Source organism: Streptosporangium sp. NPDC002607 (assembly GCF_053592655.1).
In genome coordinates, this window is record NZ_JBSFWD010000056.1 from 1 (window position 1) to 25,353 (window position 25,353).

At 69.1% G+C, this 25,353-nt stretch carries 23 protein-coding genes and 2 pseudogenes; 12 read left to right on the forward strand and 13 right to left on the reverse strand.

The genetic code is table 11. The features are described 5' to 3' along the window. From ACWD3H_RS39315 to ACWD3H_RS39345, 7 genes are all read right to left on the reverse strand, one after another. The coding region (locus ACWD3H_RS39315) for a class I SAM-dependent methyltransferase (protein ID WP_451958634.1) at positions 1-701 on the reverse strand (701 nt) is incomplete at its 3' end. Positions 702-795: 94 nt separating this feature from the next. Beyond that, positions 796-1,680 (reverse strand): F510_1955 family glycosylhydrolase, encoded by an 885-nt coding sequence (locus tag ACWD3H_RS39320; protein ID WP_451958635.1) that lies wholly within the window; start codon positions 1,678-1,680, stop codon positions 796-798. 49 nt (positions 1,681-1,729) lie between these two features. Next, complete coding sequence (locus tag ACWD3H_RS39325; RefSeq protein ID WP_451958636.1) at positions 1,730-2,680, reverse strand: M56 family metallopeptidase; 951 nt, start codon at positions 2,678-2,680, stop codon at positions 1,730-1,732. After that, the gene (locus ACWD3H_RS39330) at positions 2,677-3,045 is read right to left on the reverse strand and encodes a BlaI/MecI/CopY family transcriptional regulator (protein WP_355618943.1); all 369 of its coding nucleotides are present in this window, start codon (positions 3,043-3,045) and stop codon (positions 2,677-2,679) included. The genes ACWD3H_RS39325 and ACWD3H_RS39330 overlap by 4 nt, the downstream gene beginning before the upstream one ends. 385 nt (positions 3,046-3,430) lie before the next feature. Beyond that, positions 3,431-4,267 (reverse strand): aldo/keto reductase, encoded by an 837-nt coding sequence (locus ACWD3H_RS39335; protein WP_451958637.1) that lies wholly within the window; start codon positions 4,265-4,267, stop codon positions 3,431-3,433. A 198-nt stretch (positions 4,268-4,465) separates the two neighbouring features. Further along, positions 4,466-5,317, reverse strand: coding sequence for a helix-turn-helix domain-containing protein (locus ACWD3H_RS39340; protein WP_451958638.1), 852 nt, complete (start codon positions 5,315-5,317; stop codon positions 4,466-4,468). Between the two features lie 242 nt (positions 5,318-5,559). Beyond that, a complete protein-coding gene (locus tag ACWD3H_RS39345; protein ID WP_451958639.1) occupies positions 5,560-6,138 on the reverse strand; it encodes a PadR family transcriptional regulator in 579 nt (192 codons plus the stop codon). Between the two features lie 102 nt (positions 6,139-6,240). On the opposite strand from ACWD3H_RS39345, the gene ACWD3H_RS39350 reads away from it, so the two are divergent. From ACWD3H_RS39350 to ACWD3H_RS39370, 5 genes are all read left to right on the forward strand, one after another. Next, a complete protein-coding gene (locus ACWD3H_RS39350) occupies positions 6,241-6,885 on the forward strand; it encodes a class II aldolase/adducin family protein (protein WP_355556072.1) in 645 nt (214 codons plus the stop codon). Next, positions 6,882-7,772 (forward strand): VOC family protein, encoded by an 891-nt coding sequence (locus ACWD3H_RS39355; RefSeq protein ID WP_355556069.1) that lies wholly within the window; start codon positions 6,882-6,884, stop codon positions 7,770-7,772. The genes ACWD3H_RS39350 and ACWD3H_RS39355 overlap by 4 nt, the downstream gene beginning before the upstream one ends. Before the next feature lie 67 nt (positions 7,773-7,839). After that, on the forward strand, positions 7,840-8,073 hold the full coding sequence (locus ACWD3H_RS39360) for a hypothetical protein (protein WP_451958640.1): 234 nt from the start codon (positions 7,840-7,842) through the stop codon (positions 8,071-8,073). 1 nt (position 8,074) lies between these two features. Next, a complete protein-coding gene (locus ACWD3H_RS39365; protein ID WP_364221861.1) occupies positions 8,075-8,281 on the forward strand; it encodes a tautomerase family protein in 207 nt (68 codons plus the stop codon). Position 8,282: 1 nt separating this feature from the next. Next, positions 8,283-9,713: an aldehyde dehydrogenase gene (locus ACWD3H_RS39370; RefSeq protein ID WP_451958641.1), complete on the forward strand. Its 1,431-nt coding sequence runs from the start codon at positions 8,283-8,285 to the stop codon at positions 9,711-9,713. Positions 9,714-9,951: 238 nt separating this feature from the next. Here the strand turns inward: ACWD3H_RS39370 and ACWD3H_RS39375 are convergent, their stop codons facing one another. Together ACWD3H_RS39375 and ACWD3H_RS39380 are read right to left on the reverse strand one after the other, a co-directional pair. Beyond that, positions 9,952-10,383 carry a hypothetical protein gene (locus ACWD3H_RS39375; protein WP_451958642.1) on the reverse strand — a complete coding sequence of 144 codons (432 nt, stop codon included), beginning with the start codon at positions 10,381-10,383 and terminating at the stop codon, positions 9,952-9,954. A 134-nt stretch (positions 10,384-10,517) separates the two neighbouring features. After that, the gene (locus ACWD3H_RS39380) at positions 10,518-14,399 is read right to left on the reverse strand and encodes a metallophosphoesterase (RefSeq protein ID WP_451958643.1); all 3,882 of its coding nucleotides are present in this window, start codon (positions 14,397-14,399) and stop codon (positions 10,518-10,520) included. Positions 14,400-15,334: 935 nt separating this feature from the next. Between ACWD3H_RS39380 and ACWD3H_RS39385 the strand changes: the two are divergent. Further along, positions 15,335-15,721: pseudogene (locus tag ACWD3H_RS39385) on the forward strand (tyrosine-type recombinase/integrase); the annotation flags it as partial. A gap of 191 nt (positions 15,722-15,912) precedes the next feature. Here the strand turns inward: ACWD3H_RS39385 and ACWD3H_RS39390 are convergent. Next, positions 15,913-16,230, reverse strand: coding sequence for a hypothetical protein (locus ACWD3H_RS39390; protein WP_451958644.1), 318 nt, complete (start codon positions 16,228-16,230; stop codon positions 15,913-15,915). 156 nt (positions 16,231-16,386) lie between these two features. Here ACWD3H_RS39390 and ACWD3H_RS39395 point away from each other — a divergent pair. Beyond that, positions 16,387-16,875, forward strand: a pseudogene (locus tag ACWD3H_RS39395) (transposase); the annotation flags it as partial. 108 nt (positions 16,876-16,983) lie between these two features. Here the strand turns inward: ACWD3H_RS39395 and ACWD3H_RS39400 are convergent. Both ACWD3H_RS39400 and ACWD3H_RS39405 read right to left on the reverse strand, forming a co-directional pair. Next, positions 16,984-17,226, reverse strand: coding sequence for an imine reductase family protein (locus ACWD3H_RS39400; RefSeq protein ID WP_451958645.1), 243 nt, complete (start codon positions 17,224-17,226; stop codon positions 16,984-16,986). 161 nt (positions 17,227-17,387) lie between these two features. Further along, positions 17,388-20,114 (reverse strand): ATP-binding protein, encoded by a 2,727-nt coding sequence (locus tag ACWD3H_RS39405; RefSeq protein ID WP_451958646.1) that lies wholly within the window; start codon positions 20,112-20,114, stop codon positions 17,388-17,390. A 378-nt stretch (positions 20,115-20,492) separates the two neighbouring features. On the opposite strand from ACWD3H_RS39405, the gene ACWD3H_RS39410 reads away from it, so the two are divergent. After that, positions 20,493-21,020, forward strand: a complete 528-nt coding sequence (locus ACWD3H_RS39410; RefSeq protein WP_451958647.1) for a DUF2306 domain-containing protein — start codon at positions 20,493-20,495, stop codon at positions 21,018-21,020. Between the two features lie 251 nt (positions 21,021-21,271). Beyond that, complete coding sequence (locus ACWD3H_RS39415; RefSeq protein ID WP_451958648.1) at positions 21,272-21,775, forward strand: hypothetical protein; 504 nt, start codon at positions 21,272-21,274, stop codon at positions 21,773-21,775. Between the two features lie 434 nt (positions 21,776-22,209). On the opposite strand, the gene ACWD3H_RS39420 is transcribed toward ACWD3H_RS39415, so the two are convergent. After that, positions 22,210-23,415 (reverse strand): erythromycin esterase family protein, encoded by a 1,206-nt coding sequence (locus ACWD3H_RS39420; RefSeq protein WP_451958649.1) that lies wholly within the window; start codon positions 23,413-23,415, stop codon positions 22,210-22,212. A gap of 79 nt (positions 23,416-23,494) precedes the next feature. On the opposite strand from ACWD3H_RS39420, the gene ACWD3H_RS39425 reads away from it, so the two are divergent. The 3 genes from ACWD3H_RS39425 to ACWD3H_RS39435 all read left to right on the forward strand — a co-directional run bounded on the left by ACWD3H_RS39425 (position 23,495) and on the right by ACWD3H_RS39435 (position 25,268). After that, positions 23,495-23,782, forward strand: coding sequence for a MerR family DNA-binding transcriptional regulator (locus tag ACWD3H_RS39425; RefSeq protein WP_451958650.1), 288 nt, complete (start codon positions 23,495-23,497; stop codon positions 23,780-23,782). A gap of 110 nt (positions 23,783-23,892) precedes the next feature. Then, positions 23,893-24,135, forward strand: a complete 243-nt coding sequence (locus ACWD3H_RS39430; RefSeq protein ID WP_451958651.1) for a hypothetical protein — start codon at positions 23,893-23,895, stop codon at positions 24,133-24,135. Positions 24,136-24,740: 605 nt separating this feature from the next. Then, a complete protein-coding gene (locus ACWD3H_RS39435; protein ID WP_451958652.1) occupies positions 24,741-25,268 on the forward strand; it encodes a pyridoxamine 5'-phosphate oxidase family protein in 528 nt (175 codons plus the stop codon). Positions 25,269-25,353: the final 85 nt, after the last annotated feature.

Below are 25,353 nucleotides of genomic sequence, written 5' to 3' on the forward strand. Positions count from 1 at the left end.
CTTTGTGCGTGCCGGGCCGGGCGCGCTCGGGGTCCGCTGGCCCCGGCCGGGGCTCGGTTCCTATCCCACCGGCGGGCCACGCCGAGAATGAGATAGGACAACGGCGTGCGAACGTCGGGAAACAGGAACCGTTCCAGCCGCTCAAGGGTGAATCCGGACCGCTCGATCACCGCCGCGGTGTCGCGGCCGGTGTGGCAGCCCCCGAAAAGGCCGGGCCATATCGTCGCGTCCAGCAGACGCTGGACGCGAATCATGCCGGGCGAGTCGGCCCGGACGTGCTCCAGGAAACGCAGCTGCCCTCCGGGCTTGAGCACCCGGCGCACCTCCCGCAACGCCGAGCCCTGGTCGGGAAGCGAGCACAACACCAGCGACATGACCGCGGCGTCGAAGCTCGCGTCCTCACCCGGCAGCCGGTCGGCGAGGCCGTCGACGACGTCGATCGGAACGAGTGCCTTGCCGGCATTGGCCCGTGCGAGCCGACGCAGACACGGCTCCGGTTCGACCGCAAGCACCCGGGTGACGGCCGGCGGGTAATGAGCAAAGGTCAGCCCGTTGCCGGCACCCACCTCGATCACCTTTCCCGAGAGCCCGGCCAGCAGCGCCTCGCGACGCTCGGCCAGACCTGCGCGTTCCACCACCTGGCTGACGCGGGCATAGAACCGCGCGAAGATCGGATGGCTTATGCCGGTCTTCGTCATCATCTCCTCCCGCTCCCATCATCACCCGCCGGCTCACCGGCGGCTCTGCCCCCCTCCCCCCGAGCTGGAGCGATCGAGCCACGGCCCGCGGGAGACCTCAGCTCGAGGCGGGACGGTAGATCACGGAGAACCGGCGTCCTCCGTCTGTTGACTCCACGACGGTTGCGTCCTCCATGGCCGCGAGGAGACGCTGCCGGTCGACAGCCGCGAAGGCGGCGACCTGGCCTGGCAGCCGGCCCGCCACCTGCCAGGTCCTGCCGGAGTCCCTGCTGGTGTGCACCTGGCCGTCGGTCCCGGCTCCGACGAGATCGTCTTTGCCGACAGAGTCCACGTGGGACATGAGCGGGGAATCGGCGAGCGCGGTGAAGTTCACGCCGCCGTCATCGCTGACCCGGAGCCCGGTCGGTGTGGTCGCGTACACGCGATTCGGCTTCTCGTGATGAGCGGCCAGATCGATCACCTCTGCTCTCGCTCCCGGCACCCAGCTCTTGCCTTGATCACCGCTGCGCCGTATCTGCCCCTTCTGGCTGTCGTAGGCGTAGAGGGTGGCGCCCGCCGGTTGAATGGCGTGGAAGTCAGCGGTGCCCGCCTCCGACACCGAGGTCCAGGTGGCGCCGGCGTCCGTCGTGCGGATCAGCCCCAGGTGCGGGGAGACCCCGGATGAGGCATCGGCCTCCCCCGGGTGTCCGCTGGCCAGGAAGGTCCTGGGCCCGACGACGGTGAAACCCATGTGGTCCTGGATCCGATCGGCCATACGCCGAGCCGTGTTCGTGGACCGGATCTGGAACAGGCCGTAATGCCCCGCGACATAGACCGTGCCATCCGCCGGATCAACACCGAGACCGTGAACGTGCCCGATTCCGGGATCGGCCGAATCGGCGGCGCCCGATGGGGGCTCCTCGGTGCACGCCGTGCCGGCAAGAGCCAGGAAGGCCAGGGCGACGCCCGTACGCAGGCAAGGACGCCGGTTGATGGAGACCATGACAGCACCCTATCGCCACCTACTATCTACCATCGTAGTTAGTAGGTGGCTAGAACAGTGAGACGCCGTGGCAGTGATGGGCCAGGAACGAGCCCACCCCGGGAATCGCCGCCACGGCCGCGGGGCCGATGAGAAGGAGGGCGACCGCGGCCAGGCCCGCGACGCGTTCCCGGGCTCCGAGCGGAGCCGCCGGGCTGAGCATGCGCCGGACACGGGTGAGGGCCGTCTCGCCACCCGCGCCCAGCGCGAACGCCGGCGCCCGCCCCGTGGCGAGCCGGACCAGCGCGGCGGCGATGTGGATACGCGGGTGGCGGCGGGCCGCGACGTCATCGGCGAGGAGCTCGATCAGCCGTGCGATCTCGCTCCGGGCCCGGGCGAACAACGGCAGATAAGGGAGGGCGCGACAGAAGGCCTCGGCGGCGGCCAAGACGAGATGATGGCGCCCGCGCAGGTGCGCCTGCTCGTGAGCGAGGACAGCGGCGACCTGCTCGGGAGCCAGGGACCGCAGGGCCGCGGTCGTGATGACCGCTCTGCCGTCGCGGCCGGGCAGGCAGTAGGCGGCGGCCTCGTCGTGATCGAGCACGACCGCGTCCAGCGCGCCGTCGTGGCGGCCGAGGAGGTTCAGCATCTCGGCGTGACGTCGCCGTTCCCGTCGTGCCCTGACCAGGATGGCCGCTCCGCAGTAGGCGATCCTGCCCGCGATCAGCCCGGCGCCGAGCAAGGCGGCGCGAGCGCCCGGGGCGGCAAGGGACGCGCCGTCGGAGAGCATGTCCGCGCACGCCTCGAAGAACTCGGCCAGGCCATGGCCGATCACACTGGCCGGGATCGCGACAGCGAGCATCGAGAAGATCGCAGAGGCGGCCACGGAGGCGCAGCCGGCCAGCCAGACGGAGATCGCCAGACGAGGTGCGCGATCAGCCCATTCGCCCCGGCCCAGCAGGCGGGGCAGCACGACCACCGCGACCACCGCGTACAGGGCCAGGACGGCCGCGGCCATCATGTGCGCCCCCCGGGCGGATACACCTTCAGGGCGGCCTCCAGCGCGGTCGCCTCCTCGGGGGTCAGCCGCTCCAGGAAGTGCACCAGCGTGGCCGCCTGGTTTCCGCTGGAGGCGAGACTGCTGCGCATCAACTCGGCGGTGTAGGCCTCCTTGCTGGCCACCGTCTCGTAGACATACGCCCGGCCGATCGGCTTCCTGCGGAGCAGGCCTTTCTTGTGCAGCTTGTCCATCACCGTCATGACGGTCGTGTAGGCGATGTCCCGCTCACGACGAAGATCTTCGAGCACGTCCCTGACCGACGCCGGCCGGTGATACGACCACAGGCGCTCCATGACCGTGGACTCCAGGTCTCCCAGACCACGCATCAGGTGAGACTCCCATCTACCAGCGGATCACTCAATGCTACCGGCCGTCGTAGATGTCCGGCCGTGCATCACTTCCACCGTCGGCCCGCGAATCGCCGGGATCGCGATCCGGGTGAGCCCGAGTCCCGGGGCCTTCCGGCGGAAGAGACATCGCCCGTACACCTTCAGCCGTATACGGCAGCCGGAATTACCCAGTCGGGTTGCGCAAGGTAGGCGCCGACTGGCACCAGGAGATCGTCGGCGTGGACCGGACCGGCAATCGGTCGCGGCTGCTCGCGGCCGGCGCACCTGGTGGTGGAGGACCCGGTGGCGATCTTCTACTCACAGCTCTTTCTGCCCGGGGTGCAGAGCTTGACCTCGGGGTAGCGTGGCGACGGCGGGTGACTCATCGCGGCCGGAGCCGATCGAGTCGCCGCCGCTGATCGCCGCTCAGCCGCAGGTTCGCCGCGGCGACGTTCTCCCGCAGGTGGTCGATGGTGGCGGTGCCCGGAATCGGCAGCACGACCGGTGAGCGGTGGAGCAGCCACGCCAGCGCGACCTGCGCCGCGGTGGCGCCGAGTTCGGCCGCCACGGCGGCGATCTCGGCCGTCGCCGCCGATACCGCGGGGTGGACGGGCCGCCAGGGCAGGAAGGCGATCCCCGCCGCGGCACAGGCCTCGAGCACGGCCTCGTGCTCGCGATCGAGCATGCTGTAGCGGTTCTGCACGCTCGCGACGTCGATGATCTGCCGCGCCTCCTCAAGCTCGGCGACGGTGACCTCGGACAGTCCGATGAGGCCGATCTTGCCCTCGGTCTGGAGCTCGCGCAGCGCCCCCAGCTGGTCGGCGAGCGGCACCTCCGGATCGATGCGATGCAACTGGAGCAGTTCGAGCCGTTCGACGCGAAGCCGGCGCAGGCCCTGCTCGACCTGATACCGCAGGAAGTCCGGCCGGCCGCAGATCGCCGCATCGTGCGGGGGGTTCGGCGGCGCGATCCCGACCTTCGTCGCGATGAGCAGGTCGTCCGGATAGGGGTGCAGCGCCTCGGCGAGGAGCTCCTCGTTGGCGCCCCACCCGTACAGGTGCGCGGTGTCGATCAGTGTGACGCCCAGGTCGACGGCTCGTCGGGCCACAGCGATGGCTGCTTCCCGAGCCGGTCCGGGTTCGGTCGGCAGTTGCATGGCCCCGAAACCGAGCCGCCGTACGTCGATCGTGCCCCCAATGCGGAAGGTACTCGATGTCATGTGTCGGTTTCGCCTCTCGCTCAAAGTTGATCAAGATAACAGTGCCGGTGATCGTCATATCCGGCGGAGGGTCGCCAGACGAAGGCCTGCTGACACCGGCAAGCGATTACACAGAGCCACTTTCCGCTTCATGGCACCCACCCCGAGTGCCGAGCTCACCAGGAGGACAGGCCGGCCCCGGCAGGCGGCCTTCTGCGGTCAGCCGTTGACGACGCGGAGCGTGCCGGGGTGGCGGCCGGCCAGGCGATCGAGCGCGGCCGACGACGCCTCGTCCGCCGGAAGGTAGGCGATCAGGCGCTGGTCGTCGGCGAGTTCGAGGGCCTCGTACGCGAGGCGCAGTTCCCCGGCCTGCGGACGCGCCCAGCGCTGGACACCTGCCCGCTCGGGGACGCCCGGCGTCGTGAGCCGCTCGGCGAAGGGTCCGCCGGCCGTGACGGTGAGCTCGTCGGTGAGGGCCGCCACGTGCGGGTCGGCGAGACCGGCCGCGCACTTGAGGGTGGCGACCTGCTGGGTCGCGACGGCGTCCCAGTCGGGGTAGATGTCGCGGGCGCGCGGACCGGTGAACACGAATCGTACGAAACTGGGCTCGGCCGCGTCCAGGAGGCCGGTGGGCCGGGCCAGGCGCTCGAAGCCTGTGGTGTACGCGAGCACCTGTGTCATCCGGTTGATCAGCACCGCCGGGGCGGGTTCCAGCTTGTCCAGCAGCGCCCGCACCGTCGGCCGGACGGACACGACCGGCGGCTGCGCCGAAGGGCAGACGAACACGCTGCCGCCTTCGGTCGCCTTCGCCAAGAGCCTGAGGTGGAAACGTTCGTCGGTGGACATCCGCAGGGCGTCGGCGAGCGCGCCGAGCACCTGCGGGGACGGATGCCGGTCGCGCCCCTGCTCCAGCCGTGCGAGGTACTCCATGCTGATCCCCGCGAGCGTGGCCAGCTCGGCGCGGCGCAACCCGGGGGTCCGCCGCCGGAACCCGGCGGGGAGCCCTACGTCGGCGGGACTGATGGCCTCCCGGCGGCTCCGCAGGAACGCGCCCAGCTCGTTGTCGCTCACACCCGCAACCTACCGGCCCCCGGCGCGCTCATCGTCGCCCTGTCAGGGCCAGCCTCAGCCCGGCCTCGCTACGCGCCGCCGCCCGGCCAGGTTGGGGGCATGACTGCCAAGACCACCACGACGACCACGACCGCTGGAGGGACCTGCAAATAGCCGCGCTTACCTGCGCGAACGTCAACGCGCGTAGCCGGTGACAGTAGTCTTCCGGCTCCGCTGCGGCCGTCCGGGCGTCCCTCGCTCGGTCAGACGCCTTCCGCGAGGAGGCGGAGGCTTTCGCGGGCCCAGTCGGCGCGGGCCTGGGCGACGGCGATCTGGCCCGTGAAGACGTGCGCCTTCAGCCCGGCGATGCGGTCGTGCTCGGCCGGCGGGCGGTTCTTCAGCCGCTCCTTGAGCAGGTCGGTGTCCTTGGCCAGCAGCGCTTCCCGGTGCGCGCGCCACTCCGTGATCAGCTGCTCCTGCTCGGCGATGTACGCCTTGAGCACGGACGCGGCCCGATCCGCGTCGATCATGTCGAAGAAGAGTGCCTGCAGGAAGAACGAGTCGCGCACCGGAGCCAGGGCGTGGCCGGTGCCCAGCCAGGTCCTCAGCTCCTCAAGCCCGCGCTCGGTGATCGAGTACACCGTCCGCTTCAGCCGCGTGCCACGGATCTCCTTCTGACCTTCGATGAGCCCGGCCTGCTCCATCTGGCGAAGCGTCGGATAGATCTGGCTCTGCGGCGCGGACCACACCCAGCGCGGGGCGGCATCGAAAAAGCGGGTCAGTTCGTACCCATTCATCGGGCGCGCCTCCAGGACGCCGAGCAGTGCGTGCTGAAGCGACATGCCCTCAGCATAGGGGCGTCCAACTTGCCCTAGAACATGTACAAATATACATGTATTGTCCTGCCTGTTTTTGTAGATGCGCACGGGCAGAGAGGTACTGGTGTGAACACAGGGCTGGCGGACGCCGGGCGGGCGCTGGCAGCAGCCGGGCTGGTCACCGCGTTCGGGCACGTGTCGTTACGAGTCGGGGACGATCGGCTGCTGATGACCCCGCCGGTGCCGCTCGGGACGCTCGGGCCTGACACGCAGCACGCCGAGGTCCCGCTGGATGCCACCGACCTGCCCGACGGCACGCCGCGCGAGGCGTGGATCCACCTGGAGATCTTCCGGGCGCGACCCGGCGTGCGGGCGATCTGCCGGGCACAGCCGCCCACTGCCACGGCTCTGGCCTCGGCGGGGGTGCCGATCCTGCCGCTGCACGGGCAGGGGGCGTTCCTCGGGCCCGAGGTGCCCGTGTTCGACGACGCGACGCTGGTGCGCGACCGCACGCGCGGGCGGGCGCTGGCCGAGCGCCTGGGTGAGGCGCCTGCCCTGATCATGCGGGGCAACGGCGCCGTGACCGTCGGCGAAAGCGTCGGCCAGGCCGTCGCCCTCATGTGGGTGCTGGAGGCCTCCGCCCGCATGAACGCCACCGCCACCGCCTCCGGCACCCCCACCCCCCTCACGCCCGCCGAGCAGGAGGCGTGGCGGGCCGTGCGATCCGAGTTGTCCAACCGCATCTGGTCCTATCTCCGGGAGTTGTCATGATCGAGCTCGACGACATCGCCTACGTCCGGTCCGGCGCCGCCGACCTGGACGCCGCCATACGGTTCGCCGTGGACATCGTCGGCCTGGAGCTCACCGCCCAAGAGGACGGCGTCGCCTACCTGCGCGCCGACCAGCGCCACCACTGCCTTGCCCTGGTCGAGGGGGAGTCCGGGGTCATCAGCTCCGGGTTCACCGTCCGGGACGAGGACGCGCTCGCCGCCGCCGAGACCGAGTTGGAGAAGGCCGGCGTCACCGTCGTACGGGGCGACGCCAAGGAGGCCAACTCACGCCGGGTCCGGGACTTCCTGTCGTTCGACGACCCGTTCGGCAACCGCATCGACCTGGTGATCGACCAGGTGGCGCTAACCGCACCGGTCCGCTACGGACGCGAGGCCGGCATCACCGAGTTCGGGCACCTGTGCCTGGACGCCCCGGACGTGCGCGAGGCGTACCGCTTCTGGTCCGGCCTGTTCAACGCCCGCGTGTCGGACTGGATCGGCGACTGGGCCTGTCTCATGCGCATCGACCAGGTCCACCACAAGCTGGCCGTGTTCCAGGGCAGCCAGCCGGGGCTGTGTCACATCAACTTCCAGGTCGACTCGCTCGACGCGTTGATGCGCAACTGTCACTTCCTGGAGGCCAACGGGGTCGAGATCGAGATGGGCCCCGGCCGCCATCCGCAGTCGACGGCGGTGTTCGTCTACTTCAAGGGGCCGGAGGGGATCACGTACGAGTATTCCTGGGGCGTGCGGCTCATCACCGACGAGGACGCCTGGCGGCCCCGCTACTTCGACCCGGCCGAGCCGGGCTCGATCGACATGTGGCAGGGCCCCACACGCCGCGTCCACAGCCAACCTCAGATCCGCCGCCCTCTCGGCCAGAGCTGAGCCCTCTCCCCTACTCCCCCGCGCCTCACCCGGCCGAAACGGCGGCCATCGGAAAGTGATCGATCGCATGAGTGAATGGACCATAGAACGCACCGCCGAGGTGCTGCTGGAGGCCGGGCGGAACCGCGCCGACCACGGCCCCACCACCGAAGAACGGCCGGGTCCGGACCCGGCCACCGCCTACCGGTCGCAGCACGCGCCGCTGACGAGCGAGATGACCGGCGCGATGCCGCTCCAGCGCGGCTCGTCGGTGACCCTGCGCTTCAGCGGCCTCGGCTCCGTGTCCGTGGCGGGGGTGTGACATGCCGCTGGTCGAGGTGACCTTGGCCGAGGGCCGCGAACCCGGCGCGATCCGGGCGCTCATCCACGAGGTGCACGCCGCCGTCGAGCGCTCGCTCGGCGCCCCTGCTCAGAGCATCCGGGTGATCGTACGCGAGGTGCCGCGCACCCACTGGGCGGCCGGAGACCAGACGCTCGCCGAACGCGACGAGATCAACAAAGGTGATTGACATGGAATTCTTCGGACACGTGATCGACGGTGCTGAAGTGAAGTCCTCCGGCGGCGAGACGTTCACCAGCGTCGACCCCTACACCCGCGAGCCGTGGGCAGAGGTCGCGCTCGGCGGCGCGGCCGAGGTGGAGCGGGCCGTGGCGGCGGCGCGGCGGGCATTCGACGAGGGGCCGTGGCCGCGCATGGGCCGCGCCGAGCGCGGCAGGCTGCTGCATCGCCTCGCCGACCTCATCCTCGAGCACGCCGACGAGCTCGGCCTGGCCGACACCCGCGACATGGGCAAGCCGATCACCCAGAGCCGCGGCAACGATGTGCCCCGCGCCGCCGACAACTTCCGCTTCTTCGCCGACCACGCCCGGCTGACCACGGCCGAGACGCTGCCGATGGACTCCGGCCACCACGCCTACACCCGCTACGAGCCCGTCGGGGTCGCCGCCGCCATCGCCCCGTGGAACTTCCCGCTGATGCTGGAGACCTGGAAGATCGCGCCCGCACTGGCCTGGGGCAACACGGTCGTGCTCAAGCCCGCCGAGGACACCCCCGCCTCCGCCACCATCCTCGCCAGGCTCGCGCTGGAGGCGGGCCTGCCGCCCGGGGTGCTCAACGTCGTCCACGGCCACGGCCCGGACTCCGCCGGGCAGGCGCTCACCGAGCACCCTGGGATCGACCGGATCACGTTCACCGGCGAGTCCGCGACCGGCCGGGTCATCTCGGCCGCGGCGGCGGGGCACCTCGTGCCGGTCAGCCTGGAGCTCGGCGGCAAGGGCGGCAACGCGGTCTTCGCCGACGCCGACCTCGACAACGCGGTGAGCTGGTCCATCAAGGCGATCTTCACCAACGCCGGGCAGGTGTGCCTGGCGGGTTCGCGTCTGTACGTCCAGCGTCCGGTGTTCGACGAGTTCATCGCCCGCTTCACCGCCGCGGCCGAGGCGATGTGCCTGGGCGACCCCAAGCTGGACTCCACCCAACTCGGCCCGCTGGCCTCGGAGACCCATTACCGCAAGGTGCGCGGCTACGTCGAGACCGTCGCCGAGGAGGGCGGTTCCATCCGCTCCGGCGGCCTCGGCGACGGCTGGTTCGTCCGTCCCACGGTGATCACCGGCATGCCCGCCACCGGCCGCCACCAGCGCGAGGAGATCTTCGGCCCGGTCGTCACGGTGACGCCGTTCGACACCGAGGACGAGGTCGTGACGCTGATGAACGACACGCGCTACGGGCTCAACGCGATGCTGTTCACCGAGAACCTGTCCCGGGCGCACCGAGTCTCCGCCCGCCTGCGGGCCGGGACCGTCTGGGTGAACTGCTTCTTCGTCCGCGACCTGCGCGCCCCGTTCGGCGGGGCGGGCGACTCAGGTGTCGGGCGCGAGGGCGGCACCTTCAGCCGCGAGTTCTTCACCGAGCCGAAGGCCGTCGTCATGCAGATCGACTGATCCGCGGCGGGACCTGACTGCGGCGAGTGGCGTTTGCGGCGTCACAACCAGGTGAGTGGGGCCGTCGGCGAACCGGGTGGTGGGGTGGCCGACACACCGCCGAGAATGACGGCGGGGACGACGGCGAACAGCCAGCGCCTGCAGGACATGTCTCGTCTCTCCAGATCGGGGATGAGTCAACTTCTCGGCCCTGAAGGAACCGAGCTTGCAACTCCTCGCCGTACCTGGCGGGTACGGTTCAGGCCGCGTCGTCGGCAGCGTGACACACTGCCCGGCGACCGATGTTGATCGCCGCGAAGTAGTCCGCGGGACCAGCGAGCCCGCACGAAACACAGAGGAGACTGACCGCATCAGAGCCTTTCCAGGTGAGGATGCGCGGGTCGTAGGCGACCGCCCCCAACTCCCGAAAGACCGGTTTGATGGTCTTGTCACGTTTGTAGGCCTCGCAGGCCTTGGCGATGGAACGGACGGCCATCTGCGCCGACAGCCCGAACTCGTGACGCAGCTCGGTGTAGACGAGCCTTTGCAGGGCGATCTTGTTCGCGGTGCGGTGCGCGAACGCGACCTCGGCGGCCCTGGTCGCGGCGGCGTTACAGGCACGCATCGTCGCCAGTAAAGCCTGCCCCTGTTCGGGGGAGGGCGCGAGTTTCAACAGCTCCGTCACCAGCACGCACCGAGTCTGTCACTCACCGCCACCGGACGGCACCGTTTTCCCGCGTTTCCTCCCGCCGTGAACGACGAGGCCTCCACACTGCAATTACGGTGAATGCCGCCCCGGACCCGGTCCGGGGCGGCGGTGATGGGTCAGCGGCGGAACCAGTGGTACATGGGCGAGTCAGGTCCCCACTTGCCGGGACGGCCGCGCTCGTCCTTCGTGACGAAGACGCTCGGCTCGGAGGCGGTCACGCCGCCGCCGGCGGAGCGTGCCGTGACGAACCAGGCGTAGGCCGTGTCGTCCTTGAGACGGTCCCAGGTCACCGAGGCGACCTGACCCGACGCGACCTTGCTCCTGCCGACGACCCGGGTGGGCTTGTAGAGCGCCAGCGAGTCGGTCTGGAAGCTCGTCGTGCGGGAGGTGAGATCGACCGGCAGCACCATGTTGTCCTCGTGCCCGTTGTAGCGGCGCAGCGGGTCGAACTCGGTGGCGCCGAAGTCGTTGAGCAGCGGGGAGTAGGTGTCCACGGTCAGCTCCGCTCGCTCGACGTCGAACTGCAGCAGCCGGAAGAAGCTCGCGCCGAACTGGAGCTGGTCCGTCGGGTTGTACCCGCCGATCTCGGTGAGCCCGAGCCGGTCGGCCGACACCGTGTAGAACTGGTAGTCCGCCAGAAGTTCGACCACGCCCTTGCCGACCTGGCCGACCTTCGGCTTCACGTTGGTGCCCACGCCGTGCTCGTGTCCGGCCAGGATGAGGAAGACGTTCGAGTTCTTCTCAACCACCGTCTTGTAGAGCATCGAGCCGTCGGGGGCGGAGAATCCAGCGCCACGCCCGTCGGGGTTGGTGCTCGGCACGATGTAGTCGTGCGAGAGCAGGATGCCGTTGCGGTCGGGGAACTTCTTGAAGATGGAGTCGGCCCATTCGGCCTCCTCCCTCGTCACACCGTACGACAGGCCGACCACGACGAAGTCCAGCCCGCCCGCGGAGAACAGGTCGTAGTGGTTCTGGTTGTCGCCTTCCCTCCACGGCCCGCCGTAGTTGGCGTGCTGCCAGCCCTGTGACGCCTCCTGATACCGGCTGGGGCCGTAGTACTTGTTGTAGATCGCGTCCGGCCCGTTCTCGGTGCCCGACTGGTTGTCGTGGTTGCCGGCGATCACGCCGTTCGGGATGTCCGCGTCGTCCAGCACGCGCTGCTGCCTTGAGGACACCTCGAACTCGCCGACGACCTGCTGCTGCATGGCCTCGTCGGCGGGCTTGCGGATGTTGTTCTCGATGATGTCGCCGGTGTGCGCGACGTACGAGATCTTGCGCTGGTCCTTGTTCGCGCCGATCCAGTCGACGATGCCGGCGTAGGCGGACTCCCACACCGCGCGCTCCTCGGCACTCTCCTGCTCCACCGCGCCCTCGGAGATGTACTGCGTGTCGGTGAAGTGGACGATCGAGAAGTCGTAGGAGGCGGGGTCGGCGAAACCGTTCGGGTCACCGGGCTCGATGTCGTCGGCGAACGGGTCCTCGCCCGTCACCATGACGTGAACCTGCTGCTTGTCGATGTGGTCCCCATCGACGACGGCCGTGAGAACGGTCTTGCCCTCGGCGGCGCCACGGGCGCTCGTCAGCAGATCCCATGCCTTGGTCCTCGTGTTCCACGCCCGCAGCGAGGCCAGGCGCTCGGGGTCGATGACGCCCTCCCAGCGCAGGACCGGGGAGTCCGCGTGCCCCTTCACCTGGACGTCGTACCGCTGGTAGGTGACGTCCTGGCCGGCGGGCGCGTCGAGCGTCCTGCCATCGGCGGGTTCGAGCCCTTCGGCCTTGACCTTCCTCTCGCCCGGGACCTTCAGGGTCGTGGGGACGGACCTGGCCGTGCCCTGGAACACCTGGTTCGGCGTCAGGATCTCGGCCTCGGAGAACGTCGCCGTCACCTGGCCGCCATCAGGTTCGGCCACCTTCGCCGAGAGGGTGACGGGATCCGACACCCCGACGGCCCCCAACGCCGGGGTCAGCTCGGTGGGGACGTCCGGGATGCCCGCGGATTCGAACACGATCTCGCGGCTCGTGGTGTTGCCGAGCCCATCTGTGCCGGTCACCGCCAGGGTGTGCTTACCGGCGTGCAGGCCCGGGCCCACCTGGGCGCCCAGTTCGATCGGCCGGCCGTCGAGTTTGACGTCCGGCCCGGACACGACGCCGGAGGCGTCCTCGAGCTTGACGTCCAGCACGACCGAGGCGTTGATCTTCTCACCCGCGGCCGGGACGCTCTTGGCGACCGTCGGCGCCGAGTTGTCGGTGATCAACAGGCGGGTGGCGACCTCGCCCGTGGTCGACGCCGCGGCGAGGGTGTGCTTGCCGTCCTTGATGGCGGTGGTGTCGAGGTCTGCGCGCAGGCCGCGGGCCGGCGCGTCCACCAGGAATTCGAGGTCGATCTCGGTCAGCGGGTTCACGTTGTCGCCGCAGTTGCCGTCGCCCATGCCGTACGAGGTCTTGAGCATCTGGCCGGTCGCCGTGCCCCGCACCGGGGTCAGGACGATGTTCGAGATCGCGAAGTCGTCGCGGTTGTTGCCACACGACGTCGGGAAGGTGCCGGTCACGAAGTCGATCGTGTTCCAGCCGGGCACGAGGTACTCGTTCGGAATCGTGAGGTCGACGCGCCGGCTCACGAAGTCGCCGTCGAGTACGACCTTCTGGCCGTTGACGAGGACGAAGTTCTGGTAGCGCGCCTCGATCGAGTTGCTGCCCACGTTGAAGCTGAGAGTGGCGTTACCCGAGCCGAGCGTCTCGATGACGTTCACCGCCGGGGCGTCGATCGTGTAGCGCAACTCGACCTCGCGAAAGAGGGTCTGGCTGCTGCCACAGTCGCCGTCGCCCATGTCGTACGACGGCTTGACGTCCTGGCCGGTCACGGTGGCGCCGTCAAGGGCGAGGTCCAGGTTGGCGATCGTGAAATCGTCGCGGTTGTTGCCGCAGGACTCCTTGAAGTCACCGGTGACGACCTTGATCGTGTTGTCGCCGGGCACCAGGAACCGGGCCGGAACCGCGATGGTCACGCGCCGGCTCACCCAGGAGCCGCCCAGGTCGATGCGTTTGCCGTTGACGAGCAGGAAGTTGTCGAACTTGTCGTCGATCGAGTCCGATCCCACGTCGAAGCTGAACTTCGCGGCGCCGTTGCCGAGCGTGGCCTTCGTGGCAGGCTTGCCGCCGTCTACGGTCAGGGACGCGACGCCGCCCTCGCCGCCGGCCGGGACCGTCGCGAAGACCGGCTTGGTGCCCGCCACGAGCGTGCCGTCCACGGGCAGCAGCCACGGTGCCCCGGCCGGTGCGTTGTTCACGGTCACGGTGTTCTTGACGGTCGCCCCGGCCGCGGTCGTGGCGGTGATGACGTGCTCGCCGTTGGCCAGCTCCGTCGTGTCCACGTCCGCGGTGAGACCCGTGGTGCCCTGCGGGTCGGACTGGACGAAGAACTTGAGCGTGGCGCGCTTCAGCAGCGAGGAGTTCGTGCCGCAGCTGCCGTCGCCGAAGGAGAGGGTATAGGGGTTCTCCTCGCCGTCCGCGACCTCACCGAGCAGTTCGAGGCCCACATCGGACAGCACGAAGTCGTCGTAGTTGAGGCCGCATGAGGACTGGATCGTACCGACGACGATCTCGACGGTGTTCTCTCCCCTGACGAGGTGCTCGTTCGGGATCTCGATGGTCGCCCGCTCGTTCACATGGTCGCCGATGTCGCTGCGGTACCCGCCGTTGACGAGCACGTAGCTGTGGTACTGCGCCTCCGTCGAGTTCGAGCCGACGTCGAAGCTGAGCTTGGAGACGCCCACCGTCCGGGTGGCGTCGAGTGCGGTGTCGTCGATGGCGAGTTTCGTGACACTGTCACCGGCCGCGGCCGGGACCGCCGCGACCTTCGCCGTGCCTACGAGGTACGAACCGTTGGCGGGGGTGAGCGTCGGAGGGATCTGCGAGCTCGTCGGCGTCGGGCTAGGCCGTCCCCGATTCTGTTCCCCCGGTCCCGGGTCGGCGTAGGCCGCCGTCACAAGGCTGCTCACCAGCAGCACCGCGATTGCGCCGGCTGCGGCGAAACGCCGTCGGCTCCCCAGGCCACCCAGTAACTTTCGCGCTGCCATTGGCTGCATCAGGTGCAGTCCCTTCTATTCCGACAAGCACCGATCGAGCGGTTTGCCCTTCGGGCGGACACACTGGAGCGGGCGAGTGAACGGTGTGCATGAAGGGACTGAAGGGAAGCGAAACTATCGACTCATTCTGGTCATCTATTACGAGACGGGACCAAATAGGTCACAAGGTCGACAAATAGCCATATATCTGAACATTGACATCGGCGGCTGACCGAGAAACCCGTCACCATCAGGCCCCCGGATCGGCGGCGCTGGAGTACCGCGTCGCGGAGAGGGTGGTGGTGTGGCCGCCCTGTTCCAGCAGCGAAGGCCCAGGACTCCCGAAGCTGCTAATACCTGGACTGATCGTGGCTATCCGGCGACGTAGGCGAGCCTGGGATCGACGAAGAATCCGTGCACGACTCCCGGCGGTTTCCGAAAGCGGCGAAACACTCCCAGCGCCGACGACTTCAGACGCGGTCGTGTTTCAGTTCTTCCAGCCCCACTCGCCGGGGTTCAACTCCGGGAAGTACTTTTGTCTGGGGTCACGTTCGGGAGGGGCCCTAAACGCTCGGTGCGCCACGTCAACAACATCCTGGCCGCCCTCGACGACTTCCATGTCCGGCGCGGCCTGGGCAAGGCCGACATCGCCCGCGAGGACATCCCCAAACAGCGCCCAAAGCGATGAACGTCCCCGCCCGGATTCGCTGGCTGCGCGCCATCGAGGACTGGCCGCACCCCGCGACCGCGCCCTGGCCCTGCTGCCCTTCTACGCTGGCCTGCGCATCGGCGACGCCATCGCCCTGGACGTGCCCGACGTCCGCATCTCCGCCCGCAAGGGCGTGCTGATCGTGTAGGGCAAGGGCGGCAAAGTGCGCGAGGTGCCCGCCCACCCCCAGCTGCGCCAGCCCCTGCTCGACTGGCTGGACGAGCGCCGCACCTGGCCGGGCGCCGCCACCGGCAAGGCCCTGTTCCTCAACCGCCGGGGCGGCCGCCTGTCCGCCCGCGCCGCCTCCACCGTATTCAGCGCCATCGCCCAGGCCGCCGGGCTGGAAGACTCCACCACCGCCCACATCGGCCGGCACACCTTCGTCACCCAGCTGATTCGCGGCGGCGAAGACCTCGTCACCATGGCCGAACCGGCTGGCCACGCCCGCCTCGACACGCTGCGCGTCTACAGCCAACCCACCGACGACGACAAACAGGTCGCCCTGCGCCACCTCACCGTTGACCGCTGGCAAGCTTGGGCGAGATGACCACCAACCCACTTGAGTCAGGAACGCCGGGGCCCGCGCGGTGCTCGCGGCGGGGAACCCCGCTGCGGCGCGCTGGGCACCGAACGTCATCTTCTCGCCCTCGATCTCGAACCGCTCGACGGCCGCAGGGGAGCGGTTTCCCCCGCCGGGTTGCCACGGATGGCGACCCGTAAGCACCGCCTGCCGGCTGTTCAGCCGGCAGCGGTGCCGGACCTCTGCTGGAACCAGGCCAGCACCTTGGGCAGCGAGAGCCTGAGCGAGGTGAAGTGGTTCACGTCGCCCACCTCCGTGAGGGTCGCGTCGACGTGCCGCGCCCGCAGATCCTTCAGGCAGCTCGCGGAGTTGGCGAGAACCACGTCGCGGTCACCGGCGGCGGCGAAGAGCCGCACCGGCGCCCCGGCGCGCAGGTCGCGGCACGTCGTGTCGTTCTCCCTGATCGCCTTCAGCAACCGGCCCGTGGGCTTGCCGAGCTTGCCGAGAATGGTAGGGACGGCCCTACCGGGCCGCACCGCCGGCGCCTTCGTTCCCGCCCTGGCCGGTCCACCCCCGCTACCGAAGGAGGACCCCCGAATGGGGGTCCCGGTAGTAATCGCGGAAAACCCAACGGATATGCCTCTAACCTGCTCTGATGTGAGGGCACCACAGGCTGGTGCGCCAGCTGGAGCACCGACGGCCGACGGATCAAGGTCAGTCTGGAATACAGTCGCGGGCCGGAGAAGACCTGGGTGTACGGTGGCCTGCGCATCGCTGACGGTCACACAGTCACCATGACCGCCGCATCGCGCAACAGTATCGGCTGGCAGCGCTTCCTGGCCCTGCTGGAGAAGGCCAACCCGGCCGGCTCAATTGTGGTGATCATCGACAACCTGTCCAGCCACAACAGCGTCTCCACCCGCGAATGGCTCACCGAGCACCCGCGGATTCAGCAGGTGTTCATCCCCAAGGGGGCCTGCCGGCTCAACCTGCAGGAAGCCTGGTGGCGCATCTTCCGCCGCCAGGCCCTGGCCGGGCAGACCTTCGCCGACCCCGACGAGATCGCCTACGCCACCGCTGTGGCGACCACCCAGCTCAACACCCTCGCCCGCCCCTGGACCTGGGGTCGCCCGGCCCCCGAGCCTCGTCAGCGCCGACGTCGTTTTATCTACCTGCTTTGAGGAACGGAGCACTACATCGGCCAGGTCAAGATGACGGCCCCGTCCGACGAGCAGGCAAGCGCACATGGAAGCGTCGAGGCCCTCTCCTGGGGCTGGATCGGTGATACATCAGCGCCGCTTCAGCACGCCGATCAAGCTCGTGAGGCTGTTCTGGCTGTGGCCGGCGGTGACGCCTTGGCGGAAGATCTTCAGGACTGCGGCGGGAAGTGAGTCATCAACGCCGGATGCCTGTGTGATGCGCAGCACGTGTTCCACGCTCGCCACGCCCATGGAGATTCGGTCAACGTCCCCCTCGTGGTTGCCCGCGGTGATGCGTGGCGCGTAGAACTCCAGGAAATAGCGGAGGTCCATGGTCTTGGATTCCGGTGGTACCCAACGAGTTTCCAACGTAAATACCGGCCAGGAGCTCTTCCAAGGTTGGCCTTGGAAGGTCGTTCGCCGAGGGTCTGACCAGCATATACGTTGCCTTTGCGGCGATTACTACCCGGACTCCGCCACCGGTCGCGCCCTCGTCAGCCGAGGTCGAGGTCAAGGTCGAGGCCGCGAAGCTCAGCGCGCGTGGATATCCCGAGTTTGGGAAACGCCCGATACAGGTGCGAGCCCACCGTCCGCGGGCTGAGGTGCATCCGGCTGCCGATCTCGCGGTTGCTCAGCCCCTCGGACGCCAACCTGGACACCTCCAACTCCTGCGGGCTGAGCAGCACGGCGACCGCCCTGCTCTTGCGGGGTACGGCGCCGCCGGCCGCGCGGAACTGGGCGACCGCGCGCCGTGTCCACGGTGCCGCTCCCAGCGCGTCGAACGCCTCGCCTGCGGCCCTCAGCATCGACTGGGCCTCCGCCCTACGGAGGTTGCGGCGCAGCCACTCGCCGTAGAGGAGTTCGGTCCGCGCCCGGTCGAAGGGGCGCTGGTCGAGTCCGCTGCTCGCCAGCGCGCTCCGGTAGTGCGACTCGGCCTGGGCGTCGTCCGCCAGAATCGCGCGGCAGCGGTGCTTCCGGGCCAGGGCGGCGGGCCCGCGGATACCGCCAGTCCGAGGTTCCATGGCCGCGGCGACCCGCTGGGCCGGCTCCGGGTCCCCGGCACCCACGGCGGCCTCGATCAGGTCCGGGAGCATCGCGAAGGCGACGAAATCATTGGATCGAGGCGAACCCCGGTCGACCAGGCGCATCAGCTCCGCGAACGCCTCCCCGGACGCGCCCTCCCCCAGCGCCAGCAGACCCAGGGCGCCGGTCGCCATCGCCGCGGCGACGCGCTCGCGCAGCGGGAGCGCGATCTCCAGCGCCTGCCGGGCATACCTGCGGCATTCCGCCGCCTCGCCGCGCACTGCGGCGAACCGGGCCAACTGGGCGAGGAAATTGGCTGTCCATCCCTGCTGGCCGGTCTCGTAGCCGAACCGCAGGCCCTCCTCGGCATGCGCGGCCCCTTCCAGCCAGCGCCCGAGCCGGAACTCAATGTCGGCGTGGTAGAACAGCACCTCGGTCAGGAGCGCGGGAGAGCCTGCGGCGCGGACCCGGCGGCCGGTGGCTTCGGCTAGCCGGAGGGCCTGGTGGTCGTCGGGCCCCATCCAGCCGATCACGGTCGCCCACATCCACGGCCGCTCACCGCCCCCGTTCCGGCCCTGGGCCTGGGCCAGAGCACCCGGCAGTTCCCACAGCTCGGCGCCGGTGATGACGCCCTCGGAGCCCTCGAGAAGACCTTTGGCGGCGCGGAGCGTCGCCGGTGCGCAGTCCAGATCGGTGATACGCAGGGTCGCCAGCAGCGTCGCCTCCATGTCTCCGGCGTGCAGCGCCGATCCCGCCGCAAGTGTGAGGGTCCAGGCGGCCTCCTCGGGTTCGTTGGGCGCCATGAGCTCGGCGCACCGCATCAAGTGTGCGTAGGCGATCGCGGGGTCCCCGCTGTACAGCTCGATGGTCCCGTTGAGTTGGGCCAATGTCACGGCGGGCACGGGCTCGGCCATGACCTGGTCGACGAGCCTCCGGGCCAGGGCGGGCCGGCCGGCGTCCAGCGCCAGGAACGCGGCGGTCACCGTCCTGCGGCGGCGGTCGGCGGGCGACTCGCTGAGCCGCGCGGCCTGCTGCAGGACGGAGATAGCCGCCGCCGCGCCGCCGCGCCGCCGGGCGGCATCGGCGCTGCGCTCCAGCGCGTCGGCGATCTTCTCGTCCGGTGCGGTCGTGGCCACGGCGCGGTGCCAGGTCGCCTGGTCGTCCTTTCCGTCGACGCTCAGGTATGCGGCGATGGCCAGGTGCGCGGCGCGGCGGCGGTCGAAAGGGGCGTCAGCGTAGACGGCGGAGCGGATCAGCGGATGCCGGAAGCGGATCTCGGCCCCGGTGAGCTGCACCAACCCCATCCGCTCGGCCAGGTCCAGGGCGTCGGCCGGCAGGCCCAGCCGGGCGGCGGCCCCGAGGACGGTGCCGATGTCCCCGGTCTCCTCCGCGGCCGCCACCAGCAGCGCCGCGCGGCCGTCCGCGGGCAAGGCACCGACCTGGCGCAGGAACGCTACCCGGACGCGGGCGCTCACGGGCAGGGTTCCGGTCATGGCGAGGTCGGGCATGGCCCGGTCGAGGTCGTCGAGCCGGGCCAACTCGATCAGCGCGAGCGGGTTGCCGCCGGTCGCCGCGACGAGGGCGTCGCGTTGCCGGGTGGGCAGCGTCCAGCCGTGCGCGTCGAGCAGCCGCGCGGCGTCTTCGGATGGCAGCCCGTGCAGCACCAGTTCGGTCAGCCCGGCCGTGTTGACCGGCAGCGGCTCGGGATCACGGACGGCGAGCAGCATCGCGACGGGCTCGTCGGCCAGTCGGCGGGCGGCGAACAACAGGGCGGAGGCGGAGGCGCGGTCCAGCCACTGCACGTCGTCGACCATGACCAGCAAAGGACGGTCCGCCGCCACTGCCGCGAGCAGTGTGAGCACCGCCGCCGAGACCAGGAAGTCCGAGGCCGCGGAGTCGGTGATGCCGAGCGCGCCGCGCAACGCCTCGGCCTGGACGCCGGGCAACGCGTCGAGATGATCGAGCACCGGCCGCAGCAGCCCGAGCAGCCCGCTGAACGCGTGCTCGACCTCGGACTCCACCCCGGCGCACGCGAGCACCCGCATAGGCTCGGCGGCCGCGGTCTCGACGGCATGGCGCAGCAGCGAGCTCTTGCCGATCCCCGCTTCGCCGCGCAGGATCAGCACCCCACTGTGTCCGCCCCGCGCGTCGGCGAGCAGCCGGGCGATGGCCTCTTGTTCCCCGTTCCGACCGTGCATCACGTGCGAGTCCCGGGTCTCCGCCGGGGGTGTCCCGGGTGACTGCAGTCGGTTCGACTCTGGCCCCGCAGCCACGTCCCCGCGAGGCTGGCGGCATTGGGCGGGCAAGATGCGCCGGCCCCGACGACGATGAGGAGACCTTCTGTGGCCACGACACTGGGAATACCGGGCCCGGTACCCGACGAGGAGGGGGCAGGGTCGCCCCCTCCTCGCCCGAGGGCGCGGCCACCGCGGCGGCGCCAGCTCGGCTGGATCATTCCACTGTTCATCGTGATGCTCGCATTCGTGGTGTATTCCGTACCGCCGTACCTCACCTTCGACCCGGCGCAATCACGGGTCGAAGTGTCCGATTCTCCCCCATTCTTCTATCCCCTGCTCGTGGCGCACATCATCTTCGGCACGGTGGCCCTGCTGGCGGGGTGCTTCCAGGTGTGGCCGTGGTTCCGCCGCTCGTACCCCAAGGTGCACCGCTGGATGGGGCGGGCGTACTTCTTCGGCGGGGTGTTCCCCGCCGGCATCACCGTTCTCGGGGTCGCCCCGTTCGGCCACACGGGGTTCGGGGGAAACGCCGGGAACACCATGCTGGGCGTGATGTGGCTGATTACCGGTTTCGCCGGGTGGCGGATGGCGCGGCAGCGGCGGTTCCCCGAGCACCGCAGGTGGATGATCCGCAGCTTCGCGCTAACCACGTCCATCGTTGTGAGTCGTCTCTGGGCCGTTGTGCTGCTCACCGTCCAGCTTCCGCGGGTCGACACCGCCTACGGCGGCGACGAGCAGGCGATGATCATGGCGATCGGAGCCGCCGGTGTTTGGCTCAGCTGGGTCGTCAACCTGGTGATCGCGGAATGGTGGCTGGAGTACACGGACCATACCGGCAAGCCCAAGTCCCGCAGGCGGCCGCGGTGACGCGTTGCGTCCGCATCTACCAAGCTCCCCGCTCTAAGGGCCTGTTCCAGGTTCAGATCACTATTCGGGTAAGCAACAGTTCTTGAGTTGAGGGCACTGGACCCTCCTCTCCTTGCACGCTCGCTGTCTGCAAACTGCGTCTTCTTCCGTTTGCCGGATCGATCACCGCATGCCGAAGCAACTTCACTCTCCGTGAAGCTTCTGTCACAGGAGCGACGAGACAGCAGCGCCGGTGAAGTCGGGGGTGTGGGTTGGCGCTGGGAGTCGTACGAGATCTACGCGAGCACCGAGCCCCTAACAGCGAAGAAGATCTTGCCGCCCTCGAGACCGACGTCCTGACGGGGTTCGTGCTGGCTCGCGCGTCGGCCGGGCTGACCGACAGCACCATCCGCAACGACGCCAATCATCTGGAGCTGATCCGGGACTGGTTCGGCCAACCGCTGCGGGAGATGCAGTCCGAAGACGCCGACGTCTACTTTGGCAAGGTGTTGCGGGATACCAAGCCCTCCACCCGCACCGGGCGGGCGGCGGCTCTGACGGTGTTCTTCCGGTTTCTGGAGCTCAGGCACAAGGTTGAGCTGCATAATCTCACCGGCCAGGTCGTCGAGTGTCCGCTCGATGAGGTCAACCGTCCACGGTTATGGCCTCCCACTCGGGCCGGTGTCATAGGCCGCAAAGTAGGGGCGTATCCCGAGGTCAGGCCGTCGTACCGGTGCCTGTCGGAATCCACACACCGAACCGTTCACCGACATTGATTCTCGGCACGGGTTCTCGACGCTCACCACCTGCGACCTTGCGGTTTCCGGCGCGAGTGTCGACAGACCCTCGTTATTCGACACCGAGATGACCAACCTCGCGATCACACAGAGCAGTAATGGCTGCTCAGCGCTACTTTGCGGCTGGTGACGCGGACCCGAGTGGGGGCCTAGATCCGGTCCTCGGGTACGCCGAGGGCCAAGAGTTGCTCGGTCTGGATGATGACGTCTTGCTCGTCGGTGGAGCAGCGGGCGTAGCCGGCACGGGTTCCGTTCACCCCCTCAAGTGTTCCGCATAGCCCCCTTCACCGGAACAGCTCGCAGAACACCTATACGGAACACCCTGACCTGGGGCGGTTGTCCGGGCGGTTGGTGTTCCGGCGGGGATCCTCTTACGGAACAGTCGCGAGTGGACACCCTGGCCATAGGGTGGCTCAGATTTCCTTGACGAAGACGATGGCGTCGGCCTGGTCGGTGGTGGCCGGGTCGAGGGGGAGGTAAGCGTGGTCGACCGGGATGCGGGGCGTCGGCTTCCAGTCGAGGGCCGCGGTGAGGCGGACGGGATCGATGACGGCGCGGGCGTCAGGGAGGGCCGACAGTAGCCCTTCGAGGGTGTCGGGCTGGGGGATGTCGGAGCCGCGGGTACCGAAGGTGGTGGCGGCGAAGGCGTACTGGTCGCCGAGGCGTGTGCCGACGATCGCCCCGGCGCTCCACCATTCCAGCGTCCGGCCCGCCAGGGGGCCCCAGCCCTCCGGCAGCAGCCAGCGGCTCCTGTCTTTCTGCAGGTGGCGGTTGTGGGCATAGGCGAGGGTGGGGCCGCGTAGGGCCTCGCGGCCGACGAGGGCGTCGAGGTTGTCGGCCATCATCGCATCGCGCAGGCACATCAGCGTGCCGACGCGGGTGGCCGCGGTGTCGGCCATGCCGGCGTGGTAGCGCAGAAGCCCGGCCGCGGTGCGGGCGTACAGGTCGGCGCGCCACCGGTCGTCGGGGGAGGTGGCGGCCGTCAGGTGGGGGGCGTGCGCGGTGAGCAGCACGCGCAGGTCGTCGGCGACCAGGCGCAGTTCCTTGGCCTCGGGGGTGCGGCCGACGGACTGGGTGGGATCCGTGGTGGCGGCCGGGTTGGTCCAGCGCTCGTCGGAACCGAGCAGATCGTCGAGGGTCTCGCGGCTCCAGGCCAGGTCGAGGTGGGCGGCGAGGTAGTCGTGCAGTGCGGTCAAAGCTGGGCGGGGGCTGGCGGGACCGGTCATCTCCAGAGGGCCATCGAAGCCGTAGAAGCGGAGCCGCTCGTGCGGCGGACGCTGTTCGTTGTAGGCGCGCATCCAGCGCACGAGCTCGCGGTTGGCGGGTGAGGCGCCGAGGCTGTGGCTGAAGCCTAGGCTCATCGCGTCGTCGAGGGTCCCGATGCCGTCGGTGACGTACGCGTCGGCGGCCAGGGCCGACAGGCAGTCGCTCTCCATAGTGATCGAGCGGTAGCCCTCGTGTTCGACGAGGTAGCGGAAGAGTTCGTTGCGCAGCTCGGGAAAGACTTCGACGCTGTGGGTGGGCTCGCCGAGGCCGAGCAGCCGGGTGGCGGGAGACAGGAGCGCAGCGAGGGCGCCGCCGGTGAAGGGATGGGCGGCGTCCCGGATCAAAACTGTCATGCCTTCGACTGTATCTTTGAACCCAAAGTGTAAACTTTGATGGCCTTTCCGCCTGTTAATGATGGCATACCTTCAAAGCATGATTGAGGCTCATCGATCTGGTGCGCGAGTACGGCCTGCACACCAAGCGGCGCGTAACTACGAGGAGGCGGGAATCCTGCCGCCGGCCGAGCGCTCGCCGCACGGCTACCGCCTTTACGCTCCGCGCCATTCGGCGGCGTTGCGGACATTCCTGGCGTTGATCCCGCGCACGGTCACGCGAACCGTTACCCGCAAGCGGCCCAGACGACGTCCCGAGCAGCACGATTCCGCAGGTAAGCACGTTAAAGCGGCCGTTCACGCTAACCCCTACTCCGAGCCCCGCTAAACGAGACTTTTCGTTCGCATGCTCGTCACCCCCCGAAGCAGGTCGGTCCGGTCACGCTGTTTGACGGGCCGTGGCTGCGTGCGCGGCTACAGGATGGATCCCCGCGGCTGATGAAAGCTCTCCCTGCCGAGCTACGCCATCCCGAAAGTGACGTGAACTACCGGCATGTGCAGGAGGGCGACGACGTCGTCGTGGCGCGCGTCGATCTCGGCGAAGGCACCACGGCAGCGACGACGACGAACTCGACGGCCGCGACACCGTCGCTGAGCGCCTCGTCGCTGAGGTGCGCTGGCTACTGGAGTGCGCCGGATGGCTGGAGCACCTCGCCACCAACAGGTTTCCGCCAGCGATGAACCTGCGCCCGGCCGATGATGAGGACTCCTGCCACCGGGCCGTCGACCTGCCCCGGGTGGCGGCGCTGCGCCGCATCGCCTACGACGCCGATGAGCTCGCCCGCACCGTAGAAGACCTGGACCAAGCAGCCGTGGCCACCGGCCGCCGTGCCGAGCGGCGTCGCCGCCTGGCCGAGCCCGACCTGAGTTGGCGTCCTCCTCCCGAACGTGTCCCTAACCCCAAAGCGAGCCGATCTGCGCAGGTCACCGGACTTCCGAAAAGATCGTGTTTTTGGAAGCGGAGACGGCCACGACCTCCGAGAACACGCACGACTGAGAGGCGAAGCCCCAGCTCGGCACTTCCGAGAGCAGGAGCGCGCCGCTAGTTGGTGGCTGGGGGCACGTTCGGGAGGAGAACGCCCATCGAGACGACTTGACCGACCGCTCGCCAATCTGGGCGGCTGGGGACAAGTCCGAAGGAAGGACGCTGGCCAGGCGGCCCGGCGGCGTCCGCAGAACGGATGAAAAACATGACACAAGACGTCATGTTTTAGAGCGATCATGGGTTCACCGGTCGGCACCGATGTAGACGTGGACCGGGGCCTCACGGATAGACAAGGACCTCAATGCGCGAAACGCCCGAGGAGCTCAAGGAGCTTCAGGCTCTCCTCGAAGCCTCCCTTTCCCGCTCCACCTCGCACCTCCGCTCGATCGTCACCGAGAACACCCTGACCGCGGAGCAGGTCACCCGGATCCTGACCGGCATGTGCACCCTCGCCCTGTCCACCGTGACGGCGAAGGGCGAGCCGCGGATCAGCGGTGTGGACGGGCACTTCCTGCACGGAAAGTGGCACTTCGGCACGGCGCGCGGCGCCGCCAAGGCCCGCCACCTCGCCGCCCGCCCCGCCGTCAGCGCCGCGCACATGCGCGGGGAGGACCTGGGCGTGTTCACGCACGGCACGGTGGAGATCCTCAACCCCCAGCACAGCGAGCCGGCCGCAGACTGGCCGGACCTGCTCGCCTACTTCAAGGACTTCTACGGCGACGACTCCTTCGACTGGGACAACGACGTGGTCTACTACCGGCTGCATCCGCACTGGATGACCGTCTACGCCCCCTGCGTCGACAAGCTCACCGCGGTGTTCCGGTCCTGATCTGCAGCACGGGCCGCATCGAGACCGGCCACGTGCTGAGAGATCTGGTGAAGCGGCCGCTCAGCGTCATTGTGACGAGCGGCCG

What these genes read in the sequence shown, in the direction of transcription:
- ACWD3H_RS39320 (WP_451958635.1), bottom strand. Translation starts at nt 1,680, where the DNA reads ATGGTCTCCATCAACCGGCGTCCTTGCCTGCGTACGGGCGTCGCCCTG.
- ACWD3H_RS39325 (WP_451958636.1), bottom strand. Translation starts at nt 2,680, where the DNA reads ATGATGGCCGCGGCCGTCCTGGCCCTGTACGCGGTGGTCGCGGTGGTC.
- ACWD3H_RS39330 (WP_355618943.1), bottom strand. Translation starts at nt 3,045, where the DNA reads ATGCGTGGTCTGGGAGACCTGGAGTCCACGGTCATGGAGCGCCTGTGG.
- ACWD3H_RS39335 (WP_451958637.1), bottom strand. Translation starts at nt 4,267, where the DNA reads ATGACATCGAGTACCTTCCGCATTGGGGGCACGATCGACGTACGGCGG.
- ACWD3H_RS39345 (WP_451958639.1), bottom strand. Translation starts at nt 6,138, where the DNA reads ATGTCGCTTCAGCACGCACTGCTCGGCGTCCTGGAGGCGCGCCCGATG.
- ACWD3H_RS39355 (WP_355556069.1), top strand. Translation starts at nt 6,882, where the DNA reads ATGATCGAGCTCGACGACATCGCCTACGTCCGGTCCGGCGCCGCCGAC.
- ACWD3H_RS39360 (WP_451958640.1), top strand. Translation starts at nt 7,840, where the DNA reads ATGAGTGAATGGACCATAGAACGCACCGCCGAGGTGCTGCTGGAGGCC.
- ACWD3H_RS39365 (WP_364221861.1), top strand. Translation starts at nt 8,075, where the DNA reads ATGCCGCTGGTCGAGGTGACCTTGGCCGAGGGCCGCGAACCCGGCGCG.
- ACWD3H_RS39370 (WP_451958641.1), top strand. Translation starts at nt 8,283, where the DNA reads ATGGAATTCTTCGGACACGTGATCGACGGTGCTGAAGTGAAGTCCTCC.
- ACWD3H_RS39400 (WP_451958645.1), bottom strand. Translation starts at nt 17,226, where the DNA reads ATGGACCTCCGCTATTTCCTGGAGTTCTACGCGCCACGCATCACCGCG.
- ACWD3H_RS39405 (WP_451958646.1), bottom strand. Translation starts at nt 20,114, where the DNA reads ATGCACGGTCGGAACGGGGAACAAGAGGCCATCGCCCGGCTGCTCGCC.
- ACWD3H_RS39420 (WP_451958649.1), bottom strand. Translation starts at nt 23,415, where the DNA reads ATGACAGTTTTGATCCGGGACGCCGCCCATCCCTTCACCGGCGGCGCC.
- ACWD3H_RS39425 (WP_451958650.1), top strand. Translation starts at nt 23,495, where the DNA reads ATGATTGAGGCTCATCGATCTGGTGCGCGAGTACGGCCTGCACACCAA.
- ACWD3H_RS39430 (WP_451958651.1), top strand. Translation starts at nt 23,893, where the DNA reads ATGAAAGCTCTCCCTGCCGAGCTACGCCATCCCGAAAGTGACGTGAAC.
- ACWD3H_RS39435 (WP_451958652.1), top strand. Translation starts at nt 24,741, where the DNA reads ATGCGCGAAACGCCCGAGGAGCTCAAGGAGCTTCAGGCTCTCCTCGAA.